This window comes from Microvirga arvi, from assembly GCF_016892765.1.
In the GTDB taxonomy this organism is placed as follows: Bacteria; Pseudomonadota; Alphaproteobacteria; order Rhizobiales; family Beijerinckiaceae; genus Microvirga; species Microvirga arvi.
Genome location: NZ_JAFEMD010000030.1, coordinates 12,842 through 28,409, shown reverse-complemented (window position 1 = coordinate 28,409; position 15,568 = coordinate 12,842). Strand labels below are relative to the sequence as shown.

Sequence of the window (15,568 nt, the reverse complement as noted above, 5' to 3'; positions counted from 1 at the left end):
CGGCGCGTCTCAAGTCCTGCCGGCCGCATCGGCAGAACTGACCTGAGCTGCGGCGGACTGCTCCGTGGCGCGATTCTCGATCTTGACCATCAGCTCGTCTGCCATCTGCTGGAGCCGCTGGCGGTTCGGTTCCGGAAATTCGCGCGGCCGGGTGTCGATGATGCACAGGCTGCCGACGACCACGCCGGAGGATGTTCGCAACGGGGCTCCGGCGTAGAAGCGGATACCCTTTTCCAGAACGCGAGGATCATCGGCAAAGCGCGGATCCTCGGTCACATCCTCGGACACGAGCACCTCGTTTGCTGCGATGACATGCGCGTCGAGAGCTTCCTCATGGAGAGCCCGCCCCGAGCCCTGTGCCTCAGGATGCTGCGCCGCACCCTCGGATTGGGTGCGATGCACGTCGTCGACAAAGGAGACGAGGGCGATCGGGACGTCGAAGGATTGCGCCACGGTCCTGGAAACCTCATCGAACTTCCGCTCTTTGAAGGAGGCGAGGCCCAAATCCTGCAAGGCCGTGAGCTGTTCCTGTTCGCTATCGGGAGCGACCGGGGGCGGGCCTTGGGAGGATGACGGGAGCGAGACCCAGGCCTCCACCTGATCGACACAGCCTTCGAGGGAGACGAACACCGCATCGGCCGCCATCTGCCTCTTCACATCCTCCGTCTGTCCCGTGCTCGGTGCGAGATTCCAGCAGCAGACGACCAGCTTCAGGTGGGGAGCCCTGCGGCGCAGGCGGCGGCAGATGTAGCGGGCGTAAACCTGCGGCTGCGGATGAAGGTAGGACAGGCACACTACGTCCACGCCTTTGAGGTCGAGCTGCCCCAAAGCGCCCTGGCTGACGGCGATCGGAGGCATCACGCGTGTGCCGATGCCGCGCTCGTCCAGGACCTCCGCCATCATCTCGGCCGCTGCGCGATCGAGTTCGGTCCGACCCGCAAGGCAGAGGACCGACGATGGCCGTGCCTCTTTGGCCTCCTTGGCGGATGCCGAGCGCCCGTTGCCGGGCTCATTGGCGGAGGCAGCCTTCTCGCGGACGTGGTCCTCGATCTCGCGGACGACACAGATGGCCGTGTCTGCCACGAGCCGCCGGTAGTTCGTGTCCGTGGTGCTGCGCTGGCGGTCGTTCTCAGCCAGGCGCAGGGCCGGGATCGCGACATTGTCGTAGAACTGCCGCGATGAGAACTCATCGACATAGTCCTCGGCCATCTCCACCGCCTCTTCGAGGTTGCCGGCAACGAGGCGCTGGTAGAGGCGCTCCTCCGGTGCGAGCACTGGATCGCTGCCCAGAAGGACGCCCAGAAATTCGAGCTGAGGCACATAGCGGCCGATGACGACGAGACACACGGTCAGGGGCGTTGCCAGAAACAGGCCGACCGGACCCCATAGGCTCGTCCAGAAAATTGCAGCCATGATGATGGCCAGCGACGACAGGCCCGTGCTGGAGCCGTAGAGCCACGGCTCGATGACGTTGTTGCTGACGAGCTCAGCGGCGAGAAACAGTCCGACGACCCAGAACAGCATCGTCCAGCCAGGGTCGACCGCGATTGCAAGGGCGATGGGAAAGAGGGCGGCCAGGAAGGGACCGAGATAAGGAACAAACCGCAGAACAGCTGCCAGCAATCCCCAAAGAACGGCGTTAGGCACGCCAATCAAGTAGAGGGCCACGCCAATGGGAATGCCGTAGGTGAGATTCACCACAAGCTGCATCAGGAGGTAGCGGCTGACACGAGCAGCCGCATCGTTGATGGCCTGGGTGCTCTTCTGGAGATCTCCTGCTCCTGCAAGCTTGATGAAGCGGTCGCGCAAATCTTCCCGTTCGAGCAGCACGAAGATCACGAAAATGACCACGAGTCCCGCCGTCGCGAGAGGCGCGAGCAAAGGGCCGACGATGCTTTGGATGATCTGGAGAGGCTTGGCCTGCGGCGGCTCCAGCCGCACGGTGACCGGCTCCTGCGGTGCAGGCCCTGCGCCGAGTCCAGGTCGCGGCGCTTCGGGTTTCTTCTCCTCGCCGGAGATTTCCTTGCCGAGATCCTCGATGGTGGTTGTGACCCTCTCGACCACACCGCCACCAGGCGCGGATTGCTGGAGGGAACGGATCTTCTGCGTGATGGTGGTCTGGTAGGAGGGGAGATTGTCGGCAAGCTGGACGAGCTGGCGGCCGACCACGAAAGCCACGCCGACAAGGAGGATGAAGGCGAGGGAAACAGCGACGAGCACCGCGGCAATGCGGGGGAGCCTGAGGCGCCTGAGCCAGTTGACCAAGGGAGTCAGGGCGAAGCTTAGTAGGATGGCCAAGGCAAACGGGATGAAGATGTCCTGACCGAAGTAGAGCGCCCCGATTGCCAGGACGATCCCGCCTGCGGTGAGGATCGGAGAGCTTGCAGGCGGCGCAGCAGGAGGAAGCTGAGGCGGTGGCAGGGCCGGATCGGCCATGGGGCGAGCTTTCGGCTAAGATTGGCGGAAGGACAACTCGGCATCGATCCATTGGATCCGAAGCAGGCGAAATGAGCAGAACAGGCCCATCATCGCCCCTGCCGATGCCGATGCTCGCCTCACGGATCGCAGGGTTGCGGCTGAAGAGACTGAGCTTTGCAGTGCATCAGGCCTTCCCGTGCCCAAAGCGCTAGGTCGATCCAGCCGGAATCCGTCCTTCAGTGCTTGTGTCCGCTTTTCAAACCCTGCGAGGGTCAGACCAAGCTGATCGAATTCGACGCCATGGCCTCTCGCGAGAGATGCTTCTTCAGCATGGCGTGAGTTCGCTCGAGTTCCCGTGCCAGACGGTCGACCTGCTCCGTTCCGTTCCGCAGAAGATCAGCGCCCGTGACTTTTCTCCAGCCAACGCAGATCTCGTGGACCGTCCTCGCCCCGACATTGGCAGACGCGCTCTGCAAACCATGAGCCTCAAGGCGGAATCTGTGAGAATCTCCTGAAGCGGCCGCATCGCGAAGCTCGCCGATGAGGTGATCCGCGTCCGAGAAGAACTCTTCCACCAGGGTCACCACAAAATCTCTCCCGCCCAATTGTTCGAGTTCGACGAGCAGCGACTCGTCTATCGCGGAGGCATGGCCGCTCGACGGAGCGGAAACATCGAAGGTGTTGGTAATGGTGGAACTGGCAGGACGAGAGCCAGCGTGCTCCTCGATGGCCCGCAGCAGCGTCGCAGGCTGCACCGGCTTGGTCAGGCAGGCATCCATGCCGGCTTCAAGAGTTTGGGCGACCACCTCTGGGGTCGCATCGGCCGTCAAGGCAATAACAGGAGTACGGCTGCCCGGCGGTTCCGTGAACCTGAACAGCTTGGTGGCTTCGGTTCCGGTCATCACGGGCATGTTGATGTCCATGATCACCAGGTCGAACGGCTCTTTCTCAAGCGCGTTGAGCGCATCCTCGCCATTTGCAACGCATTGGGAGGAGTGGCCTCCACGCTCGAGAATTTTGGAGATCACCAGGCGGTTTGTGGCGTTGTCGTCGGCCACAAGGATCGAGAGAGGGCGTGAGGCGATGGGAAGCTCGGCCTCGGTTGGTCCACTCCACAAGGACTGAGCCCATGAAGTTTGTGCAGCCGCGGCAAAAGCAGCAGTCCTTGCCTCGGCCTGCGTGAAGTCAGGCGCCAGCAGGCTGCTCGATACATTCGCCAGTTCCGGAGCCGCAATGCTCCGGGACGCCTGCGGGCGTATCAGAACCGGAGCACTGGGCAGGCCCGCGCTTGCGATTTCAGCGGCGACGCGGTCTTCCGGCAAGTCGCTGTAGTAGAACAGGAGAGGCTGCCTGTCGCCGTTCCGGCGCGCCCAGTCGTTTGCATCGGCCAGGGTATTGACGACAGGGAGATCCCCGCCTCCAAGACGGAGGGCGAAAACGTCTGCCAGAGCCGGGTCGGAGCAGATGAGAAGAGGCTGGAACTGATGTGACAAGTGCTGGTCTGCGTTCTCCTGCTTCGACGCATCCATCGGGAGGGTGAACCAGAAGGAGCTGCCAAGACCTTCCCGGCTGTCAACTCCGATCGTCCCGCCCAAGGCTTCTATCAGTTGACGACAGATGGAGAGCCCCAGACCAGTGCCGCCATAACGGTTGATGATGGTCTCATCCGCTTGGGTGAAACTCTCAAATATCCTGCCGATAGCGTGAGGGGCAATGCCGATGCCCGTGTCGGATACGATGAAGCGAATGAAGGTTTTCTGGTCCGCGGTCACGGGATGCGCTGCGAGCGTGATATATCCCTGTTCCGTAAACTTGACGGCATTGCCGAGAAGATTGAGCAGGATCTCTTCCAGGTGGTGCTTTGGACCGTGGAGGTGCAGGGGTGTCTGCGGAGCGAGATGGATCGTCAGCTGAAGGCCCTTTTGGAGAGCCTGGGTGAGGACCATTGCCCGAGCGGTGGACAGAACTTCCAGCAGATCGAAATCGACAGGATCGACTGGCATCCTCCCTGCCTCGATACGGGAGAGGTTCAAGATACTATTGATCTGCCTGAGCAAGGACTCGCCGGCGGACCCGATCGTGCGAATGATGCCCCGCTGCTCACCATCGAGGTTCGTTCCGGCCATGAGCCCTGACAGACCGATGATGGCGTTCAGCGGAGTTCTCAGCTCATGGCTGACGCTTGCAAGGAAGAGCGTCTTCGCCCGATTGGCCGCCTCCGCCTGGGCCTTGGCGTTGGAGAGCTTGCGGATCAGCGTGCTTGCATAAAGGGGAAGCACGACCAGGCTCAGCAGCAGGCTTGCAGACAGGTAGATGTCCTCGCGCCACCTCGGTGTGGTGTAGATCACCACGACAAAGCACGCGACCGAGACGGCCAGCGCGATATAAAGAAATTTAACCCCGAAGCGGAACCCGTTTCCGAACGTCACCCACAGATACAGCAGAAAAAGAACGGAAGAGGTCTCGCCCACGTAATGCAGCTGAAATGATGCGGTGGCGAGATCGCTGACGATGGCGATGATGCGCCGGACCGTCGATTGAAGGGGCTTGAGAAGAATATGAACGACGATGCCGATGGAAATGACGGCGAAGATTGTCGCGCTGATCAAGGCTTCCCTGGGAACGGAAGGATTGATCCAGAACGTGTAGGCAACGATCAGGGATAGAAAGACGAGCCTGTTGAGGCTCATCTCATGCTCGCGATCAGGACTATTCTTCAACCGCGATAGGATACTGGCTATCACGAGCTCTGTGCCTTCTTGGACGATGAGCTCTGCCTGGGAAACAGATAACGTGGGTTTTCCTTCAGCAGCATCTCAAACACGTCGGGCGCGACGGGGCGGCTGAAGAGATAGCCCTGAGCCTCCTCACAGGAATGGCTGAGCAGGCACGCAAGCTGGGGCTTGCTCTCGACGCCCTCCGCAATCACCCGCAATTCGAGGCTTTGGGCCAGCGAAATGATCGCTCTGACGATCGCCTCGTCACGGCTTCCGGCCAAGAGACTTGAAATGAAGGATCTATCGATCTTCAAGGTGTCGACGGCAAAATTCTTCAGATAGCTGAGGGAGGAAAAGCCTACGCCGAAGTCGTCGATGGCTATTTTCACCCCGAGACGCTTGAGACTTTGGAGAACCAGCTTGGTTCTCTCGATATCCTTGAGAAGGCTGCCCTCGGTGAGCTCGAGCTCAAGGTATTCCGGCTTCAACCCTGTCGCCTGTAGCGTCTCTTCGACGAGTTGCACAATATCCTGGCGCAGGAACTGGACAGGCGACAGGTTGACCGCGATCCGCAGCGGCGCATGTCCGAGATTCTGCCACGCGGCCGCCTGTGCGCAGGCCTTCCTGAGCACCCAGGCGCCGATCTCGTTGATCAGTCCTGTTTCTTCGGCGATGTCGATGAAGACGTTTGGAGGCGTCAGGCCGAATTCAGGCCTGATCCATCTCAGGAGTGCCTCTGCCCCTGCGATGGATCCTTTCTCCAGATCGATCTGGGGCTGATAGTGAAGGATGAACTGCTCCTCGAAAAGCGCTTTACGAAGGTCGGTCTCCAAGCCGATGTTGTTCCATGAGATGCTGTCCATCTCAGGCGAGTAGAACCGAACGGTATTTCTTCCTTCGGCTTTTGCCTGATACATGGCAAGGTCGGCGTATCTGAGGAGTTTTTCGGCGCTTTCGCCATCCCGCGGACCCAGTGCTATTCCTATCGTGCAACCGATTCTGACCTCATGGCCGTCCAGGAGGAAGGGCGAGGAGAGGGAATCGATGATCTTGCGTGCAAGCTCTTCCGCGTCGGCGGCGGCCCCCACATTCGACTGCACGACGACGAACTCGTCGCCAGACATTCTGGCGACCAGGTCTGTGCTCGACATATTTCCAACGAGCCGGCTTGCCGCCTGTTGAAGAATCCGGTCGCCGCCCGCATGACCAAGGGCATCGTTCACGGCCTTGAAACGGTCGAGATCGATGAGATGCAAGGCGAACTGGGGCTGCTCACCCGAGAGCTTCTGTTGGATCCAGTCGTAGAGCATCCTCCGGTTGGGCAGGTCGGTGAGCGTATCATGCAGCGCGATGTGCCGTAACGTACTTTCCGCTTGCTTTCGCTCGGTTATATCGATGGAGGTCGTTAGAACGCTTGTCGAACCACCCGCAAGCTCGCGCATGGACGTTTTCGTTGTCAGGAAAGCGCGCGCCGCCCCTGAGGTGTCGGTGATGTTTTCCTCGAAGCTCACGGAAGGCCGCTGGTTCTTCAGGACGGATCTGTGGGCATGCAGGCTGAATTCCAGCTTGTTGCTTTGAATGGCTTCACTTAAAGGCTTCCCCATGAGAGCTTCCGGGGTGGATCTTACAAATTCGGCAAAGTAGGCGTTGACGAAGACGATCCGGCTGTCCTTGTCGGTCGCGCTGATCATCGCCGGCACGGTGTCGATCACCTGGGCCAGTGCCTCCCGGCTGCTCCGCACCAATTCCTCTTGGGAGCGCTCGCTGATGCGCAGTTGCTGCTCCAGCGCTTGCGCCCGACCTTTGATTTGCTGCTGCTGACGCTGCATCTTGAGGAGATTGCGCGCGCGGGTGATAAATTCGTAGTGATCGACAGGCGATCTGAGAAAATCCGTAGCACCGGCTTCCAGCGCGCGGAGCCGGAAGGCTCTGTCATCGTAGGCCGTTATGACGATGATCGGAACATCGACCCCATTCACGCTGCTGCGGACGTGCTGCGTGAACTCCGCACCATCCATCCCCGGCATGCGGAAATCCGTCAGGATAAGGTCGGGGCAATGGCCGCTCAGCCATTCGAGGGCCTCTTTCGGCGAGGCAACGGCATGGACGACCGCGCCTTCCTCGATGGTCTGAGCCAGGCGGGCATAGATGTTGCGATTGGTGCTCTTGTCATCCAGGATCAGAATCACTGCCATGTTTTGCCCCCCGGCATCCCGCGGCCTACGAGGCGGATCGATCTCCTGGATGGCTGAGCGAGGTCAGTCGGCAACCCAGGTGTCTGCTCTGCTTCGTTGCTACCGGCTCACGAATCGTGATGTGTGTACCAGCGCCGTGCCGTTTCATTCCTCTTGAGAAGTCTTCTGTTTGTACGCAGGTAACGCCAGAGTATTCTGATACTATATTTCAGGTCAGATTACACAGCACTCCTATTGAATTCACTATTCATATCGCAATACCGTAAGTGAGAGATGCTGTGCCGCTCTCAAATTTGTTGCTGTGGTTAATGCAAGATGTTTATTGCGGCTCAAATAAACTTTGCGCGAGACCAAGATCGGATGCCTTTGAGCCATTAGGCGTAGTCAGGGCTCGCATAAATTAACCAAGGCACTCAGCAAATCTTAGATGGTACTATCCTTGGCTGCGTTAAGGGACCATTATCCTTAAGGAAGGTCGCCTTTCCCAACCGAGGCCGACCACGCAGCGAGATGAAGCTCGCTGTCGACACGAATTCTCTATGACGGAGAGCAGGATGCCAGCCCCATTGGCCAAGGCCAATGAACGTGCCTATACCGACGTTCAATTGATCGACGACCGGGAAGTGCCGACTCCCGCCGCTCCTCCGCCGAAGGAACACTTCGCGCCGGCTCAGCCAAACCCTACAAAGCTTTTGCTTCCGCACATCGATGTTAAGCTCGATTTCGAGCAGAAGATCTATTGGGCCGCCATGCGCCCGAGCCAGCATCCGATGATCACCATGGAACTGCTGCGTGACATGATGTGCGTGCAGGAATCCATACGTGCGATCATGGAAGAGGGAAACCGCCAGCATCTGGATTACTTCGTCGCCGCCTCGCAGACTCCAGGCGTGTATAACTTCGGCGGAAACCTCATTTATTTCGCGGATTGCATTCGGCGCAGGGATTATGAGGGCCTGCGGGAGTATGCCTATGCCTGCATCGACGTGGTTTATGGAAATGCCATGGCGTTTCATACGCCTCTGATTACGATCGCGCTGGTTCAAGGTGACGCCCTGGGCGGGGGATTTGAATGTGCGCTCTCCTTCGATGTGCTCGTCGCCGAGAAGAGCGCCAAGATGGGCTTGCCGGAGGTGCTGTTCAATCTGTTCCCCGGCATGGGAGCATACAGTTTTCTGTCCCGTAAGATCGGCGCCGCGGCCGCTGAGAAGCTCATCATGAGTGGCAGCGTCTACACCGCTGAGGAGCTCCATCGTCTCGGGGTCGTCGACGTCCTTGCTGAGGACGGTCAAGGCGAGAATGCAGTTCAGGATTATATCGCCCGCAGCAGACGAAGGCATAATGCGCATAAGGCGATCTATCGGATGAAGCGGCGTGTCAATCCGCTGCCATACGAAGAGCTGAGGGACGTCGTTGATATCTGGCTGGATGCTGCGATGAACCTGGAAGAGCATGACCTGCGCAAGATGATGCGGCTCGTCGCTGCCCAGGAGCGGCGTCTGGGCAGTCAGGATAAGAAATGACGAGGTGCAGGGCAGATCACAGGCCCATGCATGCTCGCACTCAAGGATCTGCGGTGACCCGTCGCAGATTTCCCGCTGCTGACGTCAGCCTCTTCAGCATTTGTGGATTGCTCATCAGGTCTTTGCCGCGTCCGGACATGACGATTGATCTGCCTATCGGCGGTCCGCTTTTTCGAATTCCTGCGCGGCGATCTCTCGTACGATCCTGGCCGCATAAAGCTGCAACTCGGCCTTGTCGCCGCGGGAAAACGAGCGGGGCTTCGTATCGAGCAGGCACAGGGCGCCAAGCCTGATATTTTCCAGGAAAATCAGAGGGGCGCCCGCATAGAAGCGAATGAAGGGGTGGTTTGTGACGAAAGGGTTGTCCTTGAAGCGTTCGTCCTCCAGGGCGTCCGGGACCACGAAAACGTCGTCACTCAGGATCGTATAATTGCAGAAGGCAACATTCCGCGGCGTTTCACCCGGCTCTATGCCCTGCGCCGCCTTGATGCGCTGTCGGGCCTGGTCGAGCAGGGTGAGCGTGCAAATCGGGACATCGAAGTGCAGGCAGGCTTCGTCGCAGATCCTGTCAAAGATTGGGTCTGTTTCGGAATCAAGAGCGCCGGTCTCCAGGAGAATCCGCAGACGCTCTTCCTCATGGGGACCGACCGGAAAGGACATGGCTCTGGATCCTACGACTTTCTCGCTGAGGCCCCTCCAAGAAGGAAATCGTGACGGGACGTAACAGGCAGTAACTATGATACTCTCATAATCCAGGATCCAGCTGAAGGTAAGCCGCGGATTATCCAATACCCTATTTGCGTTAATGCCTGTCTATTGTGAGGCCTGAACGGGGTCGGAGGCGCCTTGCCCTTCGTGGAGGAGGGCAGCCTTGACGGCGTGCCAGGCCGGCTTTTTTCGGATGGCCCGGTCGAAGAGAAGCGGTCGCTGCGGGGCGCCATCGGGCCTGGGGTGGAAACCATTCAGCCAAGTCCGGTTGTCGGACAGGCACCAGGTGCTCACGGCAAGAACCCTGACCTCGTCGAGGACGAGATCGAGATATCCCCGGTACGTATCGGCAATGATGGCGTCGCGCTGCTTCCGATCCCGGGGGCAAAGGTGATCCGACACATCCATCTCGGTGACCATGACGCTCAGGCCCAGTCCGCGAACTTCACGAAGGAAGCCGCGCAGCTCCGGATGATCGTGAGGCTGCTCCAAGGCGGTGAGGTGCGACTGGATGCCCAGACAGCCGATCGGAGTGCCTCTGCCCAGCTCCCGCTCGAGCAGAGCGAGCATCTGCCGGCGCTTCCGCTCGGCCGCTGGTGAGACGTATTCAAGTCCCATTTCGTTGAGAACGAGAACGGCGTTGGGGTCGAGAAGCGATGCTTGGCGGAAGGCGGTCTCGATATATTCAGGCCCAAAGGCGCCAAGAAAGGGCGTTGCGCGCAGGCCATCCCCTCGATCGTGGGCGGGCTCCAGGGGTTCGTTCACAACATCCCAGGAATGCACCTGTCCGGCATACCGGGTCACCGTCGTCCGCAGGTGATCCAGTGCGGCATCGGAGAAGCGCTTCCCGGATGCGTTCCGAAGTGCGGACGGAACCGCCTCATGCCACCAGAGCGCGTGCCCGTGGAGTGCCAGCCCGTTTGCCGAGGAGAACGTCATCAACTGGTCGGAGGCGGAGTAGTCGGATCGGCCTGAATCTCGAGCAATGGCATCCCATTTCATCTCGTATTCAGGCGTTATGATGTTGCAATTGTGCAAGATTGCGTCGGCGAGAGGTTGCAACTGAAGATCGGAGGTGCAAAGAGCAGTGCCGAAAAGCAGACCCTTCTGAGCAGCAGCGCTCGACAAGCTGTTTGCTTTTGGCTCATGCTGCATCATCTATTCCTAGTCCCAAAACGATATTACAGGCATAGTCCTGTCCCATAGATACCGCTACAGACTCCATCGATGAAGATCCGCCACATCCTGTTGATCCTGACGGCAATCCTCGGCGCTGCCTTGCTGATCGCTGTCGCGTCTCAGATTCGGGACGAAGTGCTCGAATATCAGACCGCGCAAAGGATGGTGGCGTCAAATACCGTCCGGGAGCAGCTTCTGCTTGGCACCGATGCCATGGCCAGTGAGCGCAGCCAGACATATGTGCTGCTCATCGGGCAAAGAAACGCAGCCAGCGGTGTCATGGAACTCCGCGATACGCGACGACAGGTCGATGATCTGTTGAGCGCAGCCGAGCGCAAGATCGCGGCAACACAGGGATCCTTGATCAACACCAGCAGCAACCTGGAGTCCCTATCGCGGATTCGCCGGGAGATCACGGCCCTCAGGCAGCAGGCGGACGACTATCTGGGGCCAGCGGAGGGGGCAAGGGGCGAGAAATTCGCGCCGCGCTGGTTCCAGGAGGCGACGCGCCTCGTCGAAGAACTGCAGTCATCGCGAATGACCATTCTGCAACGGGAAAGGCCTCTGGACCCAATCCTCCGAACCGAGGCCAATTTGAGAACCTTCGGGGCAATCCTCAGTGAGAGCATTGCCCGCAATCAGGCGCTGATGAGCCGAGCTCTTGGAAATCCAACGGACATCGGCGCTCTCGAGGTTAACGCGATCAGTCAGAACGCCGGGCGCGCAGAGCTCTCGTGGGAGCTGATCTCCGGCCAAATGGCCGCGTCGCTGGGCGAGAGCGTCAAGAAGGCGGTTTCATCGACCCATGAGAATTACAGCTCCACCTTCGCACCTCTTCAAAAAACTTTGTTGGCCGCTCTCCTTGGAAAAGTGCCGCCCGCGCTGGGCCCTGAGGAATGGTATGAATCGACAGGGAGAACTCTCAGCAGCATCGCGCTGATGCAGCAGGAACTCCTTGGCAGTTCGCGGGATCGGCTTGAAGCGGAACTGAGTCGCGCTCAAAGATTGGTGGCCCTATGGTCTGCCCTGCTCCTGCTGGGGGCAACGGCCGTGCTCGCCAGCATCCTGGTCGTACGCCGACGGGTGGTTCAGCCATTGGAAGGCCTCAGTCAGGCCATGCTCAGGCTGGCGGATAATGATTTGGAAATTCCCCTGCCACGTTCCACTCGGGCGGACGAAATCGGGGAGATGAACGACGCGCTTCGGGTCTTCAAAGCCAATGCGATTCAGCGGCAGAGGACCCAGAACGAGAAGCAAGTTCTCCATGCCCGCCTGCGTGATGCCTACGGCCAGCTTCAGAAGGATCTTGAGGCTGCTGCGGTCATTCAAAGAACAATGCTTCCGCCATCCTCGACGGTCGAGGGTGTTGAATATCGCGGCCTGTTCCGCCCCTCGAGTCTCATTGCCGGCGACACCTACAACGTGGTGCGGCGCAACGACGGCGCGGTCGGATTCTTCCAAGTCGATGTTGCCGGCCACGGTGCTCCGGCTGCTCTTGTGTCCGTTGCCTGTCACCATGCCCTGTCGCAGGCGATCTTGACGCGGACCCAAGGTACGCCGCTTGAAGAGATCGCCGTGCATATCAACGAGGAATGGCCGGAGGATCTGCCCTATTTTACGATGATCCTGGGCGAGATCGATGCTCGCTCCCGGCGTGCCAGCATCATTCAAGCGGGCCATCCGTCGCCGCTGGTGATCCGTTCCGATGGGACCGTGGAGGTAATCGGCGACGGAGGGTTCCCTATCGGAATGATCCCTGCCGCTTCTTACGAAAGAGTCGAGTTCGACCTTGGGCCGGGTGACCGGCTCTTCGTCTACTCGGATGGATTGGTCGAGGCTGAAGGCCAGGACGGCGAGCAGTTTTCCGAAGCGCGCTTGCGCACTCTCGTGCGCGATACCGCCGCGGAGCCAAGCTCCGTGCTGCTTGACCGGCTCGATGAGGTCTTGCGGAACTGGCGGGGCTCTGAAACCCTGGACGATGACTTGAGCGTTCTCATGCTGGAGCGCCTGGCCGAAAGGATCCCTGCGAATGCTGTCCACTGACCTCCGCGGTAATATTCTCGTCATCCGGGTTGAGGAGAAGCGGATCGATGCCAGCAAAGCCCCGGCTTTCAAGGAGAAGATGACACAGTGCATCGAAGCCGGGCAGAATCAGATCGTTCTCGACCTGAGCCATGTCGAATTCATCGACAGCTCGGGCCTCGGCGCTCTCGTCTCCTGCCTCAAGCGCCTCGGGCCGAGGGGGAGCCTGGCGGTTGCGGGGGCCACGGGAGCCGTCAGCCGCCTTTTCACCCTCACCCGCATGGACCGGGTTTTCGCCCTTCACCCGAATGTGGATGCCGCGGTCGAACAGCTTTCTGCTTGATCCATCCGCGCCAAAGCGCAGAAAGAGCCACGATGGTTTCCTCCATCAGCCTCTCAATCGATAGCGACCTCGACAAGGTGTCGCTCCTCGCCCGCGCCGTGCGGGCCCTCTGCGAGGATCTGCTGAGTCCGGAGGACCAGGATGCGGTGGAGCTCAGCCTCGTCGAGGCTATCAACAACGTCATCAAGCACGGATACCATGGGGAGCGTGGCAAGGACGTCCAGGTGGCGGTCGGGCTTCAGGCCGATCAGGTCATGATCGAGGTGATCGATCATGCTCCCCCCATGCCCGCTCAGGTGCTCGACAAGGCCTCGGAGGACGCCTTCGCCTTCGACGAAACCGATCTCGCCGACATCCCCGAGGGCGGCATGGGCTTGGCGCTCATCCGCATGAACATGGACGAGGTCGAGTATCATTCAAGCGAATCCGAGAACCGCCTGCGCATGGTCAAGCGGATCGATCAACGGTCGAGATAGCCTCCGGCTTACGGTGCAGAAGCCAGACCTGCGATCCTGCCCTGCAGCGAAGGGAAAGCGACAGCTGCAGCGCCCAAGGCGGAGACGAGCACGGGCGTAACCTCGCCTTTCTGGCGCTCCATGTCGGCAATGATCCTCTGGACCCTCGTCAAGCCATCCTCGGGCTTCAGGATGCTGAGCTGCACCGCGGAAGCAAGGGATACCAGCAAAGCCGCGCGGGAAACCGCCGCGTCCGGCTCAGCGGAATAAACCTCTTCCGACCGTTGAAGGTTGGCTCTCACCCTTGCGTCGATTGCAGGCGAAATGCTCGGGGGAGCATTCCTCTGTCGTGCGAGCTCAGCTGCAACACGGCCCTGGATCCGCTCTTCCGTATCGAGGGTCTCGAGATAGATGATGATTCCCGTCGAGATCGCCAGCGCCGCAATGAAGGTGATCTGCCCTCGGGCCTTGAGGAGGCCTTCTCTGAAAATCAACGTTGAGCCTCCGGTAAGCTTGGAACGCAGTACGACACGGATCCGCCGTGGGAAAGAGGCTCGAAAACTAATCGCCCGACGCCGGAGAATGCAAGAGAGATGCCGCCCCGGTGGGAGCGAGCATCACTTGTTTTATCGAAATCGAGTAACATTTGACCGGCGGCAGCATTGCCGCCACAGGCAGTCGCACCTTGGTGCGGTCTTTCTCAAATCGGGTTATGCGTCCGGGCGATTCGCCCGTCCGGCCAAAAAGGCTCTTGGAGCTTAGGTCAGGTGGGGGATTGGCCAAATCGAGTGAAGTAGACTTATGAATTCTCCCATGTTCGGACCCTCGCTCTTCATCCAGCCGCATTATGACGATGTTCCCCTGTCCTGTGGCGGGACTCTGGCTCTTCTGGCGGAGAGCGGGCATGAACCGCGCATGGTGACGGTATTTGCCGGCGAGCTGGTCGGTGAGTTCGCGGCCTGGAAGCATCAGCGGTGGAAGGTCACCGATGCGGAGCAGGTCCTGGCCGTTCGCCGCAAGGAGGATGCGGAGGCCGCCCGCACCCTCGGCTCCTCCGTTCGCTGGCTCGGCCTGCCGGATGCCATCTACCGGGGAGAGCGCTACAGGTCCGACCCCGAGCTCTTCGGTGCTTTGAAAGCCGAGGAGCTCGAACTCGCCGCGCATCTTGCGGAGGAAGTTCGGGAGCTGCCAGAGTGGCGCGACGATATGCAGGTCTTCGTTCCTTTGGGCGTCGGCTCCCACGTGGATCACCAGCTGGTGTTCGAGGCCGGCCGCCATCTCGCGTCTGCGGGCGTCAGGGTCCACGCCTATGAAGACTGCCCCTATGCGATCCATACGCCCGCCGGGGTCGAGGCGCGGTTGGCGATCCTGGGAGAGGCGGTCGGCGATCCTGTCGTCGTCCCCATCGCACAGACCCTCCAGAAACGCCTCGATTCGATCGCGTGCTACCAATCCCAGGTTCCCGTGATCTTCCGGTTTACGTCGGATTTTAGAACAACCGTCACCAAATTCGCGCTAGAGACAGGCGGCGATGCCGGGCCCGCCGAGCGGTTCTGGCCGGTTCATCCGCACGGTGGATAGAGGTCATGGTTGAAATCGAGCAAACGGAGCAGGGGATCGCCCTTGTCCGCCTCTCTGGGCGGTTGGACGCCGCTGCGGCACCTCATGTCCTGGCTCGCCTGAAGGACGCAGTGGCTGAGGGAAGAAGCCGTCTTGCCGTTGATCTCTCGGAGGTCTCGTTCATCGACAGCACCGGGCTCGGCACCCTTGTGTCCGGCCTCAAGGCTGCCCGCAGAGCCGAGGGTGACCTGCGCCTTATCGCACCCAGCGCCCAGGCGCAGCGTCTGCTGCGCCTGACGACCCTCGATCGGGTGTTCATCATTTCCGGCACGCTCGAAACCGCATGGGCCTGAGGTGTCGACGTCGGTCACCGACATTTGGAGCTGTTTCCACTGACGTGGAGTCATCTCTTGTTTGGCTTGCCGCATTTTTGGCGGCGAACCGGATT

At 60.0% G+C, this 15,568-nt stretch carries 12 protein-coding genes; 6 read left to right on the top strand and 6 right to left on the bottom strand.

The window, feature by feature from the left end; translation table 11 throughout:
- Window positions 1-9: 9 nt before the first annotated feature.
- From ILT44_RS18290 to ILT44_RS18280, 3 genes are all read right to left on the bottom strand, one after another.
- Window positions 10-2,436 carry an AI-2E family transporter gene (locus tag ILT44_RS18290; RefSeq protein ID WP_204241046.1) on the bottom strand — a complete coding sequence of 809 codons (2,427 nt, stop codon included), beginning with the start codon at window positions 2,434-2,436 and terminating at the stop codon, window positions 10-12.
- A 254-nt stretch (window positions 2,437-2,690) separates the two neighbouring features.
- Window positions 2,691-5,108, bottom strand: coding sequence for an ATP-binding protein (locus tag ILT44_RS18285; protein ID WP_204241045.1), 2,418 nt, complete (start codon window positions 5,106-5,108; stop codon window positions 2,691-2,693).
- 50 nt (window positions 5,109-5,158) lie between these two features.
- A complete protein-coding gene (locus ILT44_RS18280; RefSeq protein ID WP_204241044.1) occupies window positions 5,159-7,330 on the bottom strand; it encodes a GGDEF/EAL domain-containing response regulator in 2,172 nt (723 codons plus the stop codon).
- A gap of 566 nt (window positions 7,331-7,896) precedes the next feature.
- Between ILT44_RS18280 and ILT44_RS18275 the strand changes: the two genes are divergently transcribed.
- Entirely contained in the window at window positions 7,897-8,853 is a 957-nt protein-coding gene (locus ILT44_RS18275; protein ID WP_204241043.1) for a crotonase/enoyl-CoA hydratase family protein, read from the top strand.
- A 153-nt stretch (window positions 8,854-9,006) separates the two neighbouring features.
- On the opposite strand, the gene ILT44_RS18270 is transcribed toward ILT44_RS18275, so the two are convergent.
- Window positions 9,007-9,513, bottom strand: a complete 507-nt coding sequence (locus ILT44_RS18270; protein WP_204241042.1) for a GAF domain-containing protein — start codon at window positions 9,511-9,513, stop codon at window positions 9,007-9,009.
- Between the two features lie 153 nt (window positions 9,514-9,666).
- The gene (locus tag ILT44_RS18265; protein WP_239468351.1) at window positions 9,667-10,716 is read right to left on the bottom strand and encodes an endo-1,4-beta-xylanase; all 1,050 of its coding nucleotides are present in this window, start codon (window positions 10,714-10,716) and stop codon (window positions 9,667-9,669) included.
- 72 nt (window positions 10,717-10,788) lie between these two features.
- Between ILT44_RS18265 and ILT44_RS18260 the strand changes: the two genes are divergently transcribed.
- The 3 genes from ILT44_RS18260 to ILT44_RS18250 are packed head-to-tail and all read left to right on the top strand — an operon-like array spanning window position 10,789 to window position 13,581.
- Window positions 10,789-12,783: a PP2C family protein-serine/threonine phosphatase gene (locus ILT44_RS18260; protein WP_204241040.1), complete on the top strand. Its 1,995-nt coding sequence runs from the start codon at window positions 10,789-10,791 to the stop codon at window positions 12,781-12,783.
- The gene (locus ILT44_RS18255; RefSeq protein WP_204241039.1) at window positions 12,770-13,105 is read left to right on the top strand and encodes an STAS domain-containing protein; all 336 of its coding nucleotides are present in this window, start codon (window positions 12,770-12,772) and stop codon (window positions 13,103-13,105) included. Before ILT44_RS18260 ends, ILT44_RS18255 begins: the two co-directional genes overlap by 14 nt.
- A 32-nt stretch (window positions 13,106-13,137) precedes the next feature.
- Complete coding sequence (locus ILT44_RS18250; RefSeq protein ID WP_204241038.1) at window positions 13,138-13,581, top strand: ATP-binding protein; 444 nt, start codon at window positions 13,138-13,140, stop codon at window positions 13,579-13,581.
- Window positions 13,582-13,589: 8 nt separating this feature from the next.
- Here the strand turns inward: ILT44_RS18250 and ILT44_RS18245 are convergent, their stop codons facing one another.
- Entirely contained in the window at window positions 13,590-14,054 is a 465-nt protein-coding gene (locus ILT44_RS18245) for a hypothetical protein (RefSeq protein ID WP_204241037.1), read from the bottom strand.
- A gap of 319 nt (window positions 14,055-14,373) precedes the next feature.
- Between ILT44_RS18245 and ILT44_RS18240 the strand changes: the two genes are divergently transcribed.
- Together ILT44_RS18240 and ILT44_RS18235 are read left to right on the top strand one after the other, a co-directional pair.
- Complete coding sequence (locus ILT44_RS18240; RefSeq protein ID WP_204241036.1) at window positions 14,374-15,141, top strand: PIG-L deacetylase family protein; 768 nt, start codon at window positions 14,374-14,376, stop codon at window positions 15,139-15,141.
- 5 nt (window positions 15,142-15,146) lie between these two features.
- Entirely contained in the window at window positions 15,147-15,473 is a 327-nt protein-coding gene (locus ILT44_RS18235; protein WP_204241035.1) for an STAS domain-containing protein, read from the top strand.
- Window positions 15,474-15,568 lie beyond the last annotated feature (95 nt).

Coding starts and splice junctions, on each gene's coding strand:
- ILT44_RS18290 (WP_204241046.1), bottom strand. CDS start 2,436: ATGGCCGATCCGGCCCTGCCACCGCCTCAGCTTCCTCCTGCTGCGCCG.
- ILT44_RS18285 (WP_204241045.1), bottom strand. CDS start 5,108: ATGAGCCTCAACAGGCTCGTCTTTCTATCCCTGATCGTTGCCTACACG.
- ILT44_RS18280 (WP_204241044.1), bottom strand. CDS start 7,330: ATGGCAGTGATTCTGATCCTGGATGACAAGAGCACCAATCGCAACATC.
- ILT44_RS18270 (WP_204241042.1), bottom strand. CDS start 9,513: ATGTCCTTTCCGGTCGGTCCCCATGAGGAAGAGCGTCTGCGGATTCTC.
- ILT44_RS18265 (WP_239468351.1), bottom strand. CDS start 10,716: ATGCAGCATGAGCCAAAAGCAAACAGCTTGTCGAGCGCTGCTGCTCAG.
- ILT44_RS18260 (WP_204241040.1), top strand. CDS start 10,789: ATGAAGATCCGCCACATCCTGTTGATCCTGACGGCAATCCTCGGCGCT.
- ILT44_RS18255 (WP_204241039.1), top strand. CDS start 12,770: ATGCTGTCCACTGACCTCCGCGGTAATATTCTCGTCATCCGGGTTGAG.
- ILT44_RS18250 (WP_204241038.1), top strand. CDS start 13,138: ATGGTTTCCTCCATCAGCCTCTCAATCGATAGCGACCTCGACAAGGTG.
- ILT44_RS18240 (WP_204241036.1), top strand. CDS start 14,374: ATGTTCGGACCCTCGCTCTTCATCCAGCCGCATTATGACGATGTTCCC.
- ILT44_RS18235 (WP_204241035.1), top strand. CDS start 15,147: ATGGTTGAAATCGAGCAAACGGAGCAGGGGATCGCCCTTGTCCGCCTC.